Source organism: uncultured Algibacter sp., from assembly GCF_947487575.1.
GTDB lineage: Bacteria > Bacteroidota > Bacteroidia > Flavobacteriales > Flavobacteriaceae > Algibacter_B.
In genome coordinates this window covers 104,575-121,433 of sequence record NZ_CANKXG010000009.1, presented here as the reverse complement: position 1 = coordinate 121,433, position 16,859 = coordinate 104,575, and the positions used below count along the sequence as shown (strand labels likewise).

Sequence of the window (16,859 nt, the reverse complement as noted above, 5' to 3'; positions counted from 1 at the left end):
TTTAAATGAGTTCAACTATTCAAATTCTATTTTGTTAAGAATCAAACCAGAAGCTGGAGCTATATAGTCCATTTTAACGTTACTATCTGGCACTAAACTGTTTTTAATATCTTGTATGGACAACTTACCTTTTCCCAAATCTATTAAGGTTCCCATCATCAATCGTATTTGATTTCGCATAAAACCTTTTCCTCTAACTTTCAACAAGTAAGTCTTCTTTGGGAAGTAATTTGCCTTGTAAATCGTATTTTCAATCAATTCACAAGTCAAAATAGTTCTGGTATAAATCCCATTATCTGTAGGTTTATAGCAATATGATTTAAGATAATTTTCACCTTCAAAAAGTTTAGCGCCTTTTTTCATATGCTCAATATCCAAATCATCAAGAATGGTGGTCATAATGGGTGCACAAAACGGATGGCATTTTTCGCCACAAGTGAATAAATACAGGTATTCCTTAACTTTTGAATGATTAATAATATTGAATTGTGCATCCACCTCTTTAATTGACAAAGCTCTAATATCTTGAGGAAGGTTGGTATTAAAAAGTTCAAGAAAAGTTTTTTTATCTGCTATAGGTTCTTTTAAAAATAATTCAAAAAACGCACTTTCAGCTGAAACCATGGCATCTGTTCTTCCAGAACTCAAGCTTTTAAAATACTTGCCTTCTAAAATGAAATTTAGTGTTCTATCAACCATTAAATGCAAAGTTTTTACATTAGGTTGCTTTTGCCAACCATGAAAACGATAACCTAAATATTGAATATTTATAACGTAAAAATATTTTTTCATTTTGAAATAAAAATAGATTTTGAAAATAGGTTATTTATTGAATGTGACAAAAAAATTATACATTGTATTACTTTTTGCTAAATAAAACTAATAATTATGACTAACTCAACAAACAAACCACCAATCTGGTTGATAGTAAGTATTATTGCTTTGGTCTGGAACGCCATGGGTGTAAATGCTTATTTACAACAAGCTTACAATACTGAAAGCTATCAAGCTATGTATAGCAAAGAACAATTAGAGATTGCTTCAAATATGCCTGCTTGGGTTACGGCAGCATTCGCATTAGCTGTTTTCGCTGGAGCTTTGGCAGCAATAGGATTGTTACTTAAAAAATCTTGGTCTGTAAAACTATGGTTGTTATCATTACTAGCTGTAATAATTCAAATGGGCTATACTCTAATTAATGGATACGAATCAAGTATGGTTATGACTATCATGATAATAGTTTTCGCATTTATTTTTATTTGGTTTTCAAGAAAATCTGAAGCTAATAGGTGGCTATCGTAGTTAATCTAATATTTTACTTTATCCAACAACCATTCCATGTTGCATCTGTAACTAAAGGTATATTGAATGCTTCTCCATTATAGGTGTTGTCTGATGCGTTACCACTAACTTCTAAAAAGCGGTAGGCCCAACATTTGTTATCATGATTCACATGGTTATTGGTTAAGGTTAAATTTTCCATCTCTTTAAATGCTAAATGCCCACGATACATATAGTTATTATAAATCTCTAAATCGGCGCCTTTATACATATACATCCCACAATTATTTAATGTATTGTCGTAAATATATGTTGTTTCTGGATTGGTTTTTGGATTATCATTAGAATACATAATAATACCATTCCAATTATTAACGGAAACAGTTCGCATAGTTATACTGTTATTTCTAATCGTCCAGTCTGCATTTTTCCAATATACAATGGGACCATCTATATATTCACTATCATCGCCTTGCAATAATATGTTATATTCTACTAGCACATTTTTACCATCAGTATTCACAATATCTCCTCCTCTATTATTATGAAAATAATTATTTCTAATAGTAATATTTTCATTTGTTCTTCCTGCACCTTCTAGATCTACACCAAACTGAGGCGATGTGCCATTGGTATGATGAATTTCGTTATGTTCTATTAACACATCTGCACTACCTACAAGAGAAATGCCTTGTCTTCTATTATCTGAAAAGTTATTCTTCCTGATAGTAATGTTTTTCAAATTTTGGACTTCCCCTTTTTTATTTCCAACCATTAAAATTCCATCGCCATTAGCTTTCCCTAATACCACATTTTCTACCGTAACAAATTGGCTTTCTCCTTCTATACAAATTAAATGTCCTTCATCATGGGCCGCGTCTCCATCTGCTCTTGGGGTAAAAATATGATTATCTCTATCACCTAGGATTGTTCCTCCAGAAATAACAACGTTAGCTTTATTTCTTACTGCTATGGCACAGTAATTCCATTTGTCGTTAGGAACCATTTCTATAGTAGCATTTTCATCTAGTAAAAATGCTACGTTATCATCTAATGTAATACCTGCTTGATATATATCGTTACCGTACTTACCTATTAAATAATGTCCTGCTGGTAAACGAATAATGCCATAGGCTTGCGAAATAGCCCAATTTATTGCTGATTGTAAATTATCAGTAGTTTTTACAGCTTCAGTTCTATTGTTTGGGATGTCCCAACGTTCTAACTCTATTACATACGTTTTTGTAGAAATCTCTGGATAAGGTAAAACCTCTATAGGTCGCATAACACCATTAAATGGATTTGGGTTATTGGAATCTGTATTACTTAAAGGTGAAGATGAAACATCTTTTGAATCGTCCTTATCGTTATAACATGAAAAGATTAAAGTACTTATACAAAAATATAAGTACCATTTGGAAAGCGTAGGTTTAAACATAATATAGTAGGTTTTTTGGGGGTTACTATGTACTATTATTTTACGCTAAAAGTAATAAAAGATTTTTAATATTACTTATGTCTACTTTGTAATTCGTTTTCAATATCCTTTAAAGTAAAACCTTTGGCTTGTAGCAACATTAAATAATGAAATAACAAATCTGCCGATTCGTATAAGAAAAGCTCATCATTATTATCCATAGCTTCAATAACAGTTTCAACAGCCTCCTCGCCTACTTTTTGAGCTACTTTATTAATACCTTTTGAAAACAAACTTGCCACATAAGACTTTGTAGTATCCTTATTGGCAACACGTTCTGCAATCACATCTTCTAGAGTTGAAAAGAAGCCGTAAGACGCATTGTTTTCTTCCTTCCAGCACGTATCTGTTCCTGTATGACATGTTGGTCCAACAGGATTAACTTGAATTAATAGTGAATCGTTATCACAGTCATTTTTTATATCCACAAGATTTAAAAAATTGCCACTTTCTTCGCCTTTAGTCCATAAGCGTTGCTTACTTCTACTGAAAAAAGTAATCTTTTTAGTCTCTATAGTTTTTTGATATGACTCTTCATTCATGTAACCTAACATCAAAACATTCTTTGTCGTGGCATCTTGAATGATTGCTGGTACTAATCCGTTATTGTCGTATTTAATTTCCATCTTTATTTCATTATGAGATACTGAAACAAGTTCAGTATAACGACTAAAGTCGCACTTCTATATTATTTTGTTTTAATTCTTTTTTTAAATCTGGTATTGGTATTTCTCCAAAATGAAATACACTTGCAGCTAGAGCTGCATCCGATTTTCCATCAACAAAAGTATCAATAAAATGCTGCACATTCCCTGCGCCACCTGATGCAATTATAGGAATATTCAATTCTTTAGATAATTTTGCTAAAGCCTCATTTGCAAAACCATTTTTAGTACCATCATGATTCATGGATGTGAATAAAATTTCACCTGCACCACGCTCTTCAACCTCTTTTGCCCATTCAAATAGTTTGATATCCGTTGGAATGGTACCTCCTGCAAGATGAACAAACCACTCTCCTTCTATTTTTTTAGCGTCAATAGCAACAACCACGCATTGGCTTCCAAACTTATCTGCTAATTCATTAACTAGTTCTGGTCGCTTAACAGCTGAAGAGTTAATAGACACTTTATCTGCACCGCATTGTAATAAGGCATCAACGTGCTCCACGCTTGAAATACCACCACCAACTGTAAATGGAATATTTACTTGTTCAGCAACATGTAAAACCATATCTAAAACAGTTGCTCGTCCTTCTAATGTTGCTGAAATATCAAGAAACACTAGTTCATCAGCACCATGATCTGCATATTGTTTAGCGAGTTCTACTGGGTCCCCAGCATCACGTAAATCAACGAAATTCACACCTTTTACGGTACGTCCGTTTTTGATATCTAAGCAGGGTATAATTCTTTTTGTTAACATTTTATAGCTTTTTGGCTTTTGACAATTAGCTAACGGCTAAAAACTAATAGCCATTAATTATACAAATTTTTCTAGTTCGTAAAGACTAATTCTATTTTCATAAATAGCTTTTCCTATAATAACGCCTTCACAGCCTAATTCAATTAATTTCGGCAACTCTTCAATAGTTGAAATACCTCCAGATGCAATTAACTTAATTGATTGGTCATTACTGCTATTTGAACATTCTGATATAATATCGTTATACAAATCAAAAGAAGGCCCTTCAAGCATACCATCTTTTGAAATATCAGTACAAATAACATATTGTATCCCTTTCTTCTGATATGCTTTTATAAACGGAATAACTTCTTCAGTGCTATCTTCTTGCCAACCACTAATAGCTATTTTACCAGCATTACTATCGGCTCCTAATATTATTTTTTCACTTCCGTACTTAGATATCCAACCTTCAAAAGTTTCTCGGTCCTTAACTGCAATACTCCCTCCAGTAATTTGTCTCGCACCAGAATTAAAAGCAATATGTAAATCTTCATTAGTTTTTAAACCACCTCCAAAATCAATTTTTAATTTTGTTTTAGAAGCTATTTGCTCAAGCACCTTATAGTTCACAATATGTTTTGCTTTTGCTCCATCTAAATCTACTAAATGTAAATATTCTATACCTGAAGCCTCAAACATTTTTGCTACCTCAAGTGGATTTTCATTGTATACTTTTTTAGTATCATAATCCCCTTTAGTTAAGCGAACACACTTTCCATCGATGATGTCTATTGCTGGTATTATTCTCATTATTTTTAGCTATTTGCTTTTGGCTTCTAGCTATTAGCCAAAGACTGTTTATAAATTCAAAAAATTCTCTAATATTCTTGCTCCTGCAGTACCACTCTTTTCTGGGTGAAATTGTGTCCCATAAAAATTTTTATGTTGTAATGCTGATGCATAATTGATACCATAATCTGTTTTAGCTATCGTTTCATTACAATGTTCTGCATAATAGCTGTGTACCAAATACATATATTCATTTTCTTTGATGTCTTTAAACAAATCGGACTTTAAATCCTTAATGACATTCCATCCCATTTGTGGTACTTTTACATCGTTTGAAAACCGTTTTACATCTGTTTGAAAAATACCAAGACCTTTTGTATTGCCTTCCTCTGTTGATTTACAAAGTAATTGCATCCCTAAACAAATTCCTAAAACGGGTTGTTTTAATTTAGGTATCAATTCATCCAAACCACTTTCGCGAAGCATTTTCATAGCAGAACTTGCTTCTCCAACACCTGGAAAAATTATTTTATCGGCAGCTACTATTTCTTCTGGGGTATTTGACAAAACAGCATCAACACCCAAACGTTTAAAAGCAAATTGGATGCTTTTTATATTTCCTGCACCGTAATTAATTATAACTAATTTCATTCTATGGCTTTTAGCTATCGGCTTTTAGCTATTGGCAAACAGCTAAAGGCTAATGGCTTTTTATAACATTCCTTTTGTACTTGGTAAAATCATTTTTTCAATATCACGCTTTACAGCCATTTTAATAGCTTTTGCAAACACTTTAAAAATAGCTTCTATTTTGTGATGTTCATTGGTGCCTTCTGCTTTTATATTCAAATTACATTTTGCACCATCAGTAAATGATTTAAAGAAATGATAAAACATTTCAGTTGGCATTTTGCCAATCATTTCACGTTTAAAATCAGCTTCCCAAACTAACCAGTTTCTTCCCCCAAAATCGATAGCCGCTTGTGCATAACAATCATCCATTGGTAAACAGAAACCGTAACGTTCTATACCTAATTTATTCCCTAAAGCTTTATTAAAAATTTCTCCTAAGGCAATAGCGGTATCTTCAATAGTATGATGTTCATCAACTTCTAAATCGCCATCAACCTTAATATTTAAATCTAATTGACCGTGGCGCGCTATTTGGTCCAACATGTGGTCAAAAAAAGCAATTCCGGTATCAATTTTACTTTTTCCTGTACCATCAAGATTTATCTGAATAGCAATTTTCGTTTCATTAGTATTTCTAATTAAACCACCAGTACGTTCATCAGCTTTTAAAAAGGCATATATTTCTGCCCAATCTGTGCTTGTTAAAGCTATGCAATCTAGAATTTCTTGTTTAGAACTTTCTATTTCATCAGCTCCCAATTCGGGATTTTCAGACAAGTAAATACCTTTTGCTCCTAAGTTTTTAGCGAGTTCCATATCGGTAATTCTGTCGCCTAAAACAAACGAATTTTCTAAATCATAATCTTCTAAAAAGTATTGAGTTAACAGGCCTGTTCTTGGCTTACGAGTCTCCGCATTCTCATGAGGAAATGTTTTATCAATAAACACTTCAGAAAAAGTAACACCTTCTTTAGCAAATGCATCAATAATTTTATTTTGAGCAGGCCAAAACGTATCTTCAGGAAAACTATCAGTTCCTAAACCATCTTGATTGGTTACCATAACTAATTCATAATCCAATTCATTAGCTATTTTAGCCATGTATTGAAATACTTTAGGATAATATTCCAGCTTTTCTAAACTATCTAATTGATAATCTACTGGTGGCTCCAATACCAATGTGCCATCTCTATCGATAAAAAGTACTTTTTTCATTATATAGAATTTAGAGTATCTATTAATATTTTATTCTCTTCAGAAGTTCCAATTGTAAAACGCAAACAATTTTCGCATCTTGGTTGTGTAGTTCTATTTCTAATAACGATACCTTTTTCAATTAATTGATTGTATCGTTTTGTAGCATCATCAACTTTTGCTAAAACAAAATTTGCATCTGATGGGTATACTTTTGAAATGTAATTTACGTCCTTTAACTTGCTAACTAAAACATTACGCTCTTTTAAAATATTTGAAACTTGTTGTTTAGTTATTTCGTTTTTCTCTAATTGAGAAATCGCTTTTTGTTGCGTCAATTCGTTTACGTTATAAGGCGGTTTAATACGATTTAAAACCGAAATAATCTCGCTCGAAGCATAACAAATTCCTAAACGAATTCCTGCCATTCCATAAGCTTTAGAAAGTGTTTGCGTCACTATCAAATTTGGAAATTCGTTTAATCGACTTGCCCAACTTTCTTCATTTGAAAAATCAATATAAGCTTCATCAATAACCACTATCCCTTTAAATTCTTTTATTAATCTCTCAATAGATTTAGCCTCAAAACTATTTCCTGTTGGGTTATTTGGCGAACATAAAAAGAGTAATTTAGAATTCGAATCTGCTATTTTTAATATGGCATCAACTTTAGGCTGAAATCTGTCATCAAGTTGAACACTTTTAATAGCTATAGCATTGATATTAGCCAACACACTGTACATCCCGTAAGTTGGTGGTAATGTGATGATATTATCTTGATTGGGCTCGCAAAATGCTCGGAATATTAAATCTAAAACTTCATCACTTCCATTTCCAAGAAGAATATTTTCTTGAGGAATCTCTTTAATTTTAGAAAGGAGTGATTTCACAGTACGCTGTTGTGGGTCTGGATAACGATTTACACCATTTTCAAACGGGTTTTCATTCGCATCTAAAAACACCATAGCATCACTATTACCTTGAAATTCATCTCTTGCCGATGAATACGGCTTTAGTGCTTTTATGGTTGGTCTTATTAAATCTTGAATATTCATTTTATCGTTACACTGAATTTATTTCAGTGTCTTATAATTATGTGTTATGCTGAAACAAGTTCAGCATGACACAGCTATTTTTTTAAATCCTTTAATCTTATGGTTACTGCATTTTTGTGCGCTTGTAAGCCTTCTGCATCCGCCATTAATTCTATAGTTTCTCCAATATTTAAAAGCCCATCTTTTGAAATTTTTTGAAACGTCATACTTTTTAAAAAACTATCTAAATTAACTCCAGAATATGCCTTTGAAAATCCGTTTGTTGGCAATGTGTGGTTAGTTCCTGATGCGTAATCTCCAGCACTCTCAGGTGTATAGTCTCCTATAAATATGGAACCAGCATTATTTATACCGTCCACATACAAATTTTCATTCTTAGCACAAATAATAAAATGCTCTGGGCCATATTCATTAATTAATTCAAGTGCAATGTCATCATTTTCAACATAAATCAACTTCGAATTTGCCATGGCTTTTTCTGCAATCGCTTTACGCGGAAGTACATCTAACTGTTTTTCAACTTCCTCTGAAACTTCATCTATTATTCGTTTTGATGTTGAAACCAAAATGACTTGACTGTCTGTACCGTGTTCAGCTTGACTTAGTAAATCTGAAGCTATATATGATGCATTTGCTGTTTCGTCTGCAACTACTAACAATTCACTTGGCCCTGCTGGCATATCAATAGCTACACCATGCTTTGTGGCTAATTGTTTAGCAACAGTTACAAACTGGTTTCCTGGTCCAAATATTTTATAAACTTGCGGAATTGTTTCTGTTCCAAAGGTTAATCCAGCAATAGCCTGAATACCTCCAACCTTTATGATTTTAGTAACCCCACAAAGCTGAGCTGCAAACAAAATTTCTGGTGCAAGCTTTCCTGCTTTATTTGGAGGTGAGCACAAAACGATTTCTTTACAACCTGCTATTTGTGCTGGTACTGCTAACATTAAAACGGTTGAAAACAAAGGCGCTGTTCCTCCTGGAATATATAATCCAACTTTTTGAATAGGCCGTTTTTCTTGCCAACACTGCACACCAAGGGTTGTTTCAATTTCTATTTTTGATGACTTCTGAATACCATGAAATGCCTCGATATTCTTCTTGGCTATTTTAATGGCGTTTTGAAGTTTTTCGGGTACCTGCTTAACGGCGTCATTAATTTCGCCAATAGATACAATATTTGACTTCATAGAAATTCCATCAAAATAAGACGTGTATTTCTTTATGGCTTCATCACCCTTTTGAGAAACTTCATCAAAAATTTGATTGACCGTATCCTCAATATCATCAACCGTTTGAGTAGGTCGCTTTAAAACGTCCTTCCAACTAACTTTATTTGGATTATTAATTATTTGCATTTAAAAAAGCTTTAGACTTTTGATTTTTGGCTATCCGCTAAACACGAATAGCAAATTGCTAAAAGTTATTTATAAAACCATTTTTTCAATAGGACAAACCAATATACCTTCCGCACCATTAGCTTTTAATGCGTCTATAACGTCCCAAAACTCATTTTTACTAATTACTGAGTGCACAGAACTCCATCCCTTTTCGTCTAGTGGTAAAACTGATGGGCTTTTCATACCTGGCAATACATTTATGATATCTTGTATTTTATCATTAGGCGCGTTTAGTAAAACATATTTTGAATCCCTACCTTTTAAAACCGATTGAATTCTAAATTGAATGGTATCAAGAATTTTTTGCTTTTCAGCATCAAGAACTGGAGATACGGCCAAAACAGCCTCAGACTTTAACAAAACTTCAATTTCCTTTAAGCCATTTTTAAATAAAGTGCTTCCACTAGAAACAATATCACAAATTCCGTCTGCTAATCCAATATTGGGAGCGATTTCAACAGATCCGTTAATAATGTGTAATTGTGCATCAATATTTTGCTCTTTTAAAAACTTCTTTACCGTTTCAGGGTATGAAGTAGCTATTTTTTTTCCGTTTAAATCTTTTAGAGAACTATCATCAGAATCTTTCGGAACCGCAATAGAAACTTTACATTTTGAAAACCCTAAACGTTCCACAAATTTTAAATCATTCCCTTTTTCAATTAAGACATTCTCGCCAATAATGGCAACGTCTACTACTCCGTCTTTTAAATACTGAGGAATATCTCCGTTTCTTAAATAGAAAACCTCTACGGGAAAGTTTCTAGCTGATGCTTTTAATTGGTCTTTTCCATTATCAATAGAAATTCCGATGTCTTTTAATATTTTCATCGAGTCTTCGTTTAAACGACCTGATTTCTGTACTGCAATTCTTAATTTACTCATTATGTTGTTTTTATGAGTTTGAAACAATCTAGTTGGCATTAGAATTAAAAAACCCGCTTGATTGTCTCAAACGGGTTTAAAAATATATGCTGATTTTACTCAATACATTTTCACTTCGCTTGAGAGCAAATATGAAAATGATGATGTGATTGAATAAAAGTCATGTCTTTTTTTTAACAATGCAAATATCTATAATTTATATGATTAAATCCAAATTATAAATACAATTCTTAAAACAATTCAATATTATTAATATTTACCTATAAAAAAATTAATAATTTTTAATGAATGTATTAAAAGCTCAATTATTTTATTGATTTCCAAGGATAATTGGCATTCCACTATCTCCAGAACCAATAACAATTACTTTGCTATTTGAAGATTCTGATAGCTTAACCGTTGCCTCAATACCTTTATCTTGAAGAATCTTATCAGTTAATGAAGCACTTAAAATCCTGTTAGCATCTGCTTTACCTTTTGCTTCAATAATTACTTTCTCAGCTTCTTTTTCTGCTGTAACTAATCTAAACTCATATTCTAAGGATTCTTGTTCTTGTTTTAATTTACGTTCTATGGCATCTTTAATTGTTGGAGGTAAAGTTACATCTCTTACCAACACTTCATTTAATTGAACATATTGCTTATCAAGTATTTTCTTAGTTTCTTCAAAAATTTCAACCTGAATTGCGTCTCGTTTTGTTGAATACAAATCGTCTGGGGTATAACGCCCAATAACACTTCTTGCTGCACTACGAATTGCAGGTTGAATAACACGTTGTAAATAGTTTTGACCAAGAGACTGGTGCAAATTACCTAATTCATTATACACAGGCTCATACCATGCCGAAGCATCAATTTGAATTTCTAATCCGTTTGAAGACAACACCTTCATTTTTTCAAAAAGTTCTTGCTGTCTTACTTCATAAACATATACCTTGTTCCAAGGTGCAACAATATGAAACCCTTCTCCCATTGGTGGCTCATCAACGACAACACCATCTCCAAAGGTTTTAAAAAGCACTCCAGCCTCCCCAGAATCTATAGTTATTGCTGATTTTGCTAATACGACTACTAATAATATTGCCCCAATTATAAAAGGCAATGCTACTTTTGGTAATTTTTCCATTTTTTTTTATTTAAATTAATCCGTTATATTTTCTTAAAAACCACTCAACACCTAAGCTAAGTGCTATAATGGCTAGAAGGTATTTCCAATCTATCAAAGGTATGGTATTTTTACTGCTTTTTTGAATTGAAGTGAAACGATTATCATTCAATAAATCGTTTACCACTTTTTCTGTTTCAGCAATAAAATAACTTGAACCCGAACTGTTAGTAGCTAACTGCTGTAACTTTGTTACATCGGCATTTAAAAATTGTTGTTCTACATTATATTCTAAGATTTGAAAACTACCAGATTTAGATAGATTTTCATTTGTAGCTTTTACTGTAAAACTGTATTCTGAGGGTAACAAACTGCTTAAATCGACTTGATAATTATTGTTCTTTAAAATTAGAGGAAATGTTTTTTTCTCTTTTGAAACCTTATCTGTAATTACAATATTTAAAGATTCACGCGTGTCAAAAACATAGTTTTTATCAAAAAACTCTGCTTTAATAATAATGTTTCCGCTTCCGTTATAAAACGATTGATAGTCAATATTAAGTCTGCTTTTTTTCTTATTAGTCGCTAAGTATTGAATGAGTTTCCCAATAAAATTATCAAAATCGTTAAATGATTTTTCATTTAAATAACTTTGAGCTCTCCATTGCCATATATTTTCACCAAATAAAACAGCTTCTCTTCTACTGTTAGTTTCAAATGTTGCTAAAAGTGGTTGGTTTATTGTAATACCGTTAACTCTTTTGTTTAATATTGTTTGGAAAGGTGTATTAAATTTTACTTCTCCGTAATTTGAAAGTAATGGTGGAAATGACTCAAAATTGATATCATCAATAATAAACGGAGAATAATTTATGTTTAATTCTGCTTGATAATTTTCGGGTTGACCAGTTATTACATGAGAATAATTTTCAGAAACTTTATACATAAAACTCAAGTCTGTCTTAGCACCAATAATTATAAATAGATTTTTATTTAGCGATTCTAACCTACCAAACAAAATATTAAACTTGTTATTTGGTTGATAGACTATAATTAACTGAAAATCATTAATTTGATTAATCACATATTTAGGTGTCAATATAGAAACAGAGCGCTGTTCATTACTTTCAATACTCTTTTTTAAAGCACCTAAATCTGGATGTGAAAAATCACTAACTATAGCAATTTTTGTTTTTTGATTAATAACTTCAACTGCAAAATTCTTTGAATTATTTATTTTATTTTTTTCACTTTCTAAAGGAACTAGTGTCGCTTTATAATTACTAATACCCACTCTATTTGTTGGCAAAGTAAAATTAACAACCTTAGAATTATCATTTTTAGAAAAGTTAATTGTTTTTGAAAACACTGTAACATTTCCAATTTTAACCACAAACGTTGAATTAATATTATCGTTTCCATTATAAACTAAAATAGTTTCAACAGGAAATCTATTTTTTAAATACGCATACTTATTGACGTTAAGCTGTTGAATTTTTAAATCGACATAAGTAATCGTATCACCCAAAATTATTGGATAAATGGGTTGTTTGTATGTGTTCGACACAAACTGATAATCATTCCCATAAGTTTGGTTTCCATCTGTAACAAGTAAAGTTGGAGATGTTGTTTGCTTATAGATTTGATTTAATTGACTAAATGCCTTAGAAATATTTGTTTGTTTATCTAAAAACGTAATAGAGTCAGATAAAATTAAGCTTTCTCCAAAGGCATAATAATCTATATTAAATTTCTTTTGAAGGTCATCATTAGCCTTGATTTCTTCAATAAAATCAATCAGATTCTCATTCTGTTTTAAATGTTTTACAGAACTTGAATTATCAATAGCAACAATCAAATTTGGCTTTTCAACTGAAACCTTTATTTGATCAAAACTTGGATTAATAATTAATAGCAGTACTGAAAATATACTCAAAAACCTTAAAAACGAAAAAAGCATGTTCAATTTTGACATGCTCTTCTTTTTAATAAAATACTGAAATAGCGCTAAACCTAGCGCTATAATTCCAGCAAGTATGATGTATAATAGAGTTTCAGAACTCATTAATAAACTTTAAATTTAATCTTGATAAGATTCCTGCCTCCGCAGTAATGACAATTAAGTAAGCATTCCGCCATCAACGTTTAACGTTTGGCCTGTAACATACGCGCTCATGTCGCTAGCTAAAAACACACAAACATTAGCAATATCTTCTGGAGTTCCTCCTCTTTTTAAAGGGATTCCTGCTCGCCATCCTTTAACAATTTCTTCATCTAATTTAGCTGTCATTTCGGTTTCTATAAAGCCCGGTGCCACGACATTGCTTCTTATGTTTCTTGAACCAAGCTCTAAAGCTACAGATTTTGAAAATCCAATAATTCCTGCCTTTGAAGCTGCATAATTAGTTTGCCCTGCATTTCCTTTTACTCCAACCACAGAACTCATATTTATGATAGAACCTTTTCGTTGTTTAAGCATGGTTCTTTGAACTGCTTTTGTCATATTAAAAACAGATTTCAAATTGACTTCAATAACGGTATCAAAATCATCCTCTGTAATACGCATTAGCAAATTATCTTTTGTGATTCCTGCGTTATTAACTAAAATATCTATACTTCCAAATTCTTTAGCAACTTCATTTGCTAACTCTTGGGCTTCTTCAAAACTTGCTGCATCACTTTTATAGCCTTTAGCCTTAATTCCTAAAAGATTAAGTTCTCTTTCTAATTCGTTTGCTGCTTCAACCGAAGAACTATATGTAAATGCTACATTTGCTCCTTGCTCAGCAAAAACTTGTGCAATTCCTTTTCCTATTCCGCGACTAGCTCCTGTAACTATAGCGGTTTTTCCTTCTAATAATTTCATTTATAGTGTGGTTAATTATTATTAATCTTGATCTATTCAAATATAATAAATCAAAATGGTATCAAATCAAAAAACCTTACAAGATTGCAAGGTTTTATTAATATACGTGTATTACTTATTACGCTAAAACTTCAGCTATCTTTTTTCCTATTTCGGCTGGAGAATCTACAACGTGAATTCCACATTCTCGCATAATTGCTTTTTTAGCTTGAGCAGTATCATCACTACCACCAACTATAGCGCCAGCGTGACCCATTGTTCGTCCCGCAGGAGCAGTTTCACCAGCAATAAAACCAACTACTGGTTTTTTACTTCCGCTTGATTTGTACCAGTGTGCAGCATCAGCTTCTAACTGGCCCCCAATTTCACCAATCATAACAACAGCTTCAGTTTCTGGATCATTAACTAACAACTCAACCGCTTCTTTAGTTGTTGTACCAATAATTGGATCCCCACCAATACCAATAGCAGTAGTTATACCTAAACCTTGCTTTACAACTTGGTCTGCAGCTTCATAAGTTAGTGTTCCTGATTTTGATACGATACCAACTTTTCCTTTCTTAAAAACGAATCCGGGCATAATACCAACTTTAGCTTCTCCTGGAGTAATAACACCAGGACAATTAGGACCAATTAATCTACAATCTTTATTTTTAATATAACTCGATGCTGTAATCATATCAGCAACTGGAATTCCTTCTGTTATAGTAATAATTACCTTTATACCTGCATCGGCAGCTTCCATAATGGCGTCTGCAGCAAATGCTGGAGGCACAAAAATTATAGTCGTATCTGCTCCAACTTGCTCAACAGCTTCTAAAACCGTATTAAAGACAGGTTTATCTAAATGTTTTTGACCACCTTTACCAGGAGTAACACCACCTACTACATTTGTTCCGTATTCAATCATTTGACTAGCGTGAAACGTACCTTCACTTCCAGTAAAACCTTGAACTATAATATTTGAATCTTTATTTACTAAAACACTCATATTTTTCTATTTGAATATTGTTTTACAAATGTAATTTTTTGAAATCACTTTTGTATCTTAAAATTTCTTAATTTTTTAATTGTTTTAAAATATTTGGAATTTGTTTAATTGATGCCATTTCTTTTAATTTTAAACGGACTTCTTGTATTGGTGTACCCCAATAGGTTTTTCCACCTTCAATTGATTTTGTAATTCCTGATTGCCCCTGTACAATAGCTTTTTTTCCTATAGTTATTCCACTAGTAGTACCAACTTGTCCCCAAAGAGTAACTTCATCTTCTATAATAACGCAACCAGCAATACCAACCTGCGATGCTATTAAACACTTTTTACCAATAACAGTATCGTGACCTACTTGAATAAGATTATCTAATTTTGTTCCCTCTCCTATTTTAGTATCACCAGAAACACCTCTATCTATAGTACAACTGGCACCTATATCAACATCATCTTCAATAACTACGCGTCCACAAGATTTTAACCTATCAAAACCTTCTGTCCTCTTTTTATAATAAAAAGCATTTGCTCCTATTACTGTTCCAGCATGAATGGTAACATGATTACCTATTACAGTGTCATCATATATACTAACATTAGAATGTATAATGCAGTTATCACCTATTATAACATTATGACCAATAAATGTATTTGGTTGGATTACAGAATTTTTACCGATTTTAGCTGAAGTAGAAATGGAACTATTTGAGGCTTGGAATGGTTTAAAAAAATCAGTTAATTTATTAAAATCTCTAAAAGGGTCATCGCTTACAAGTAGTGCTTTACCGCTAGGGCATTCAACTTCTTTATTAATTAAAATAATTGTAGCTGCCGATTCTAATGCTTTATCATAGTATTTTGGATGATCAACAAAAACAATGTCTCCTGATTCAACAACATGAATCTCATTCATACCCAATACTTGAAAATCATTAGCACCAACATATTTACAATCAATCAGGTCGGCTATTTGCTTTAAGGTATGTGGTTTAGGAAACTTCATGCTATTTATTTTTTACTTCCAAATATGATTACTCTTGCAAAAAGAAAATGTAAAAAAGGAATTTTTGAAAAGAAAACATCTAAATTATATCCTAGCTTGTTTATCCAATTATTGTAGTTTTTATCGCCAAATAGTTTTAGCGCTATAAAACCGAAAACAACTGAGAAGAAATCAAAAAAGTAATGATTAAACGTGAATTTCTTTTTTATAATTTTAAAATCAGACGACACTAAAGCATGCTCATCGGGTGTTCTTTCTTTTGGATTAAGCTTTCTGTAGATTTTATAAATAGGGTTCATATTTAAAGGTTCTAAAAAAACAATTTTTCCATTGGGTTTTAAAACTCTATGAATATGACCAATTGATTTTTCAACATCTAAATGATGTAAAATAGCACCTCCAAAAACAATATCGAATGATTCATCCTTAAAAGTTAATTCATTGGCATCCATTAAAAAATGCGCTATCGAAAAATTTTGGTTTTCGGCTAACTTCTTACCATTTTCTAATTCAACTTCAGAAATATTTATACAAGTCAATTTTTTAGGTTTTGTGTTTTTATTAAACCAAAATGACCATGTATAAGAACCAATTTCTAAAACTTCTTTATCATTAAAATCTTCTAAAAGCTGCTGGAGTATTTTTTTTTCTCTTTTGTACGAATAAAAAAAAGCATGTCGCCTTAATTTTTTTATCTTTCTTCTATCAAGCTTAGCCTCATTCCAATAATCTTTTTCAGTCTGATTAATCTCCTCTCTAGATTTGGCCATAAT

General features: G+C 32.0%; 17 protein-coding genes. 1 reads left to right on the top strand and 16 read right to left on the bottom strand.

Going from position 1 to position 16,859, the window contains the following annotated elements; translation table 11 throughout:
• Nucleotides 1-15: 15 nt before the first annotated feature.
• Nucleotides 16-792: a tRNA pseudouridine(38-40) synthase TruA gene (locus Q0870_RS11650; protein ID WP_298555688.1), complete on the bottom strand. Its 777-nt coding sequence runs from the start codon at nucleotides 790-792 to the stop codon at nucleotides 16-18.
• 96 nt (nucleotides 793-888) lie between these two features.
• On the opposite strand from Q0870_RS11650, the gene Q0870_RS11645 reads away from it, so the two are divergent.
• Nucleotides 889-1,302, top strand: a complete 414-nt coding sequence (locus Q0870_RS11645) for a hypothetical protein (protein ID WP_298555687.1) — start codon at nucleotides 889-891, stop codon at nucleotides 1,300-1,302.
• Nucleotides 1,303-1,315: 13 nt separating this feature from the next.
• Here Q0870_RS11645 and Q0870_RS11640 read toward each other — a convergent pair whose 3' ends face one another.
• The 15 genes from Q0870_RS11640 to Q0870_RS11570 all read right to left on the bottom strand — a co-directional run bounded on the left by Q0870_RS11640 (nucleotide 1,316) and on the right by Q0870_RS11570 (nucleotide 16,856).
• Nucleotides 1,316-2,719: a right-handed parallel beta-helix repeat-containing protein gene (locus Q0870_RS11640; protein WP_298555686.1), complete on the bottom strand. Its 1,404-nt coding sequence runs from the start codon at nucleotides 2,717-2,719 to the stop codon at nucleotides 1,316-1,318.
• Nucleotides 2,720-2,790: 71 nt separating this feature from the next.
• On the bottom strand, nucleotides 2,791-3,390 hold the full coding sequence (gene hisIE, locus Q0870_RS11635; protein WP_298555768.1) for a bifunctional phosphoribosyl-AMP cyclohydrolase/phosphoribosyl-ATP diphosphatase HisIE: 600 nt from the start codon (nucleotides 3,388-3,390) through the stop codon (nucleotides 2,791-2,793).
• A gap of 37 nt (nucleotides 3,391-3,427) precedes the next feature.
• A complete protein-coding gene (gene hisF / locus Q0870_RS11630) occupies nucleotides 3,428-4,183 on the bottom strand; it encodes an imidazole glycerol phosphate synthase subunit HisF (RefSeq protein WP_298555685.1) in 756 nt (251 codons plus the stop codon).
• A gap of 57 nt (nucleotides 4,184-4,240) precedes the next feature.
• Nucleotides 4,241-4,975 carry a 1-(5-phosphoribosyl)-5-[(5-phosphoribosylamino)methylideneamino]imidazole-4-carboxamide isomerase gene (gene hisA, locus Q0870_RS11625; protein WP_298555682.1) on the bottom strand — a complete coding sequence of 245 codons (735 nt, stop codon included), beginning with the start codon at nucleotides 4,973-4,975 and terminating at the stop codon, nucleotides 4,241-4,243.
• A gap of 48 nt (nucleotides 4,976-5,023) precedes the next feature.
• On the bottom strand, nucleotides 5,024-5,605 hold the full coding sequence (gene hisH, locus Q0870_RS11620) for an imidazole glycerol phosphate synthase subunit HisH (protein WP_298555680.1): 582 nt from the start codon (nucleotides 5,603-5,605) through the stop codon (nucleotides 5,024-5,026).
• A 60-nt stretch (nucleotides 5,606-5,665) separates the two neighbouring features.
• Complete coding sequence (gene hisB / locus Q0870_RS11615) at nucleotides 5,666-6,802, bottom strand: bifunctional histidinol-phosphatase/imidazoleglycerol-phosphate dehydratase HisB (protein ID WP_298555678.1); 1,137 nt, start codon at nucleotides 6,800-6,802, stop codon at nucleotides 5,666-5,668.
• Nucleotides 6,802-7,836, bottom strand: coding sequence for a histidinol-phosphate transaminase (gene hisC, locus Q0870_RS11610; RefSeq protein ID WP_298555677.1), 1,035 nt, complete (start codon nucleotides 7,834-7,836; stop codon nucleotides 6,802-6,804). Before hisC ends, hisB begins: the two co-directional genes overlap by 1 nt.
• Before the next feature lie 74 nt (nucleotides 7,837-7,910).
• Complete coding sequence (hisD, locus tag Q0870_RS11605; protein ID WP_298555676.1) at nucleotides 7,911-9,197, bottom strand: histidinol dehydrogenase; 1,287 nt, start codon at nucleotides 9,195-9,197, stop codon at nucleotides 7,911-7,913.
• Nucleotides 9,198-9,266: 69 nt separating this feature from the next.
• Complete coding sequence (gene hisG / locus Q0870_RS11600; RefSeq protein WP_298555675.1) at nucleotides 9,267-10,124, bottom strand: ATP phosphoribosyltransferase; 858 nt, start codon at nucleotides 10,122-10,124, stop codon at nucleotides 9,267-9,269.
• 310 nt (nucleotides 10,125-10,434) lie between these two features.
• The gene (locus tag Q0870_RS11595; protein ID WP_298555674.1) at nucleotides 10,435-11,250 is read right to left on the bottom strand and encodes a prohibitin family protein; all 816 of its coding nucleotides are present in this window, start codon (nucleotides 11,248-11,250) and stop codon (nucleotides 10,435-10,437) included.
• Between the two features lie 10 nt (nucleotides 11,251-11,260).
• Entirely contained in the window at nucleotides 11,261-13,294 is a 2,034-nt protein-coding gene (locus tag Q0870_RS11590; protein WP_298555673.1) for a VWA domain-containing protein, read from the bottom strand.
• 54 nt (nucleotides 13,295-13,348) lie between these two features.
• A complete protein-coding gene (fabG, locus tag Q0870_RS11585) occupies nucleotides 13,349-14,095 on the bottom strand; it encodes a 3-oxoacyl-[acyl-carrier-protein] reductase (RefSeq protein WP_298555672.1) in 747 nt (248 codons plus the stop codon).
• A 118-nt stretch (nucleotides 14,096-14,213) separates the two neighbouring features.
• Nucleotides 14,214-15,086, bottom strand: coding sequence for a succinate--CoA ligase subunit alpha (gene sucD / locus Q0870_RS11580; protein WP_298555671.1), 873 nt, complete (start codon nucleotides 15,084-15,086; stop codon nucleotides 14,214-14,216).
• Between the two features lie 67 nt (nucleotides 15,087-15,153).
• On the bottom strand, nucleotides 15,154-16,086 hold the full coding sequence (locus tag Q0870_RS11575; RefSeq protein WP_298555669.1) for a UDP-3-O-(3-hydroxymyristoyl)glucosamine N-acyltransferase: 933 nt from the start codon (nucleotides 16,084-16,086) through the stop codon (nucleotides 15,154-15,156).
• 5 nt (nucleotides 16,087-16,091) lie between these two features.
• Complete coding sequence (locus tag Q0870_RS11570; protein WP_298555667.1) at nucleotides 16,092-16,856, bottom strand: class I SAM-dependent methyltransferase; 765 nt, start codon at nucleotides 16,854-16,856, stop codon at nucleotides 16,092-16,094.
• Nucleotides 16,857-16,859: the final 3 nt, after the last annotated feature.

What these genes read in the sequence shown, in the direction of transcription:
- Q0870_RS11575 (WP_298555669.1), bottom strand. Translation starts at nt 16,086, where the DNA reads ATGAAGTTTCCTAAACCACATACCTTAAAGCAAATAGCCGACCTGATT.
- fabG (WP_298555672.1), bottom strand. Translation starts at nt 14,095, where the DNA reads ATGAAATTATTAGAAGGAAAAACCGCTATAGTTACAGGAGCTAGTCGC.
- hisH (WP_298555680.1), bottom strand. Translation starts at nt 5,605, where the DNA reads ATGAAATTAGTTATAATTAATTACGGTGCAGGAAATATAAAAAGCATC.
- hisB (WP_298555678.1), bottom strand. Translation starts at nt 6,802, where the DNA reads ATGAAAAAAGTACTTTTTATCGATAGAGATGGCACATTGGTATTGGAG.
- hisG (WP_298555675.1), bottom strand. Translation starts at nt 10,124, where the DNA reads ATGAGTAAATTAAGAATTGCAGTACAGAAATCAGGTCGTTTAAACGAA.
- Q0870_RS11650 (WP_298555688.1), bottom strand. Translation starts at nt 792, where the DNA reads ATGAAAAAATATTTTTACGTTATAAATATTCAATATTTAGGTTATCGT.
- hisC (WP_298555677.1), bottom strand. Translation starts at nt 7,836, where the DNA reads ATGAATATTCAAGATTTAATAAGACCAACCATAAAAGCACTAAAGCCG.
- sucD (WP_298555671.1), bottom strand. Translation starts at nt 15,086, where the DNA reads ATGAGTGTTTTAGTAAATAAAGATTCAAATATTATAGTTCAAGGTTTT.
- hisD (WP_298555676.1), bottom strand. Translation starts at nt 9,197, where the DNA reads ATGCAAATAATTAATAATCCAAATAAAGTTAGTTGGAAGGACGTTTTA.
- hisF (WP_298555685.1), bottom strand. Translation starts at nt 4,183, where the DNA reads ATGTTAACAAAAAGAATTATACCCTGCTTAGATATCAAAAACGGACGT.
- Q0870_RS11590 (WP_298555673.1), bottom strand. Translation starts at nt 13,294, where the DNA reads ATGAGTTCTGAAACTCTATTATACATCATACTTGCTGGAATTATAGCG.
- Q0870_RS11640 (WP_298555686.1), bottom strand. Translation starts at nt 2,719, where the DNA reads ATGTTTAAACCTACGCTTTCCAAATGGTACTTATATTTTTGTATAAGT.
- Q0870_RS11570 (WP_298555667.1), bottom strand. Translation starts at nt 16,856, where the DNA reads ATGGCCAAATCTAGAGAGGAGATTAATCAGACTGAAAAAGATTATTGG.
- Q0870_RS11645 (WP_298555687.1), top strand. Translation starts at nt 889, where the DNA reads ATGACTAACTCAACAAACAAACCACCAATCTGGTTGATAGTAAGTATT.
- hisA (WP_298555682.1), bottom strand. Translation starts at nt 4,975, where the DNA reads ATGAGAATAATACCAGCAATAGACATCATCGATGGAAAGTGTGTTCGC.
- Q0870_RS11595 (WP_298555674.1), bottom strand. Translation starts at nt 11,250, where the DNA reads ATGGAAAAATTACCAAAAGTAGCATTGCCTTTTATAATTGGGGCAATA.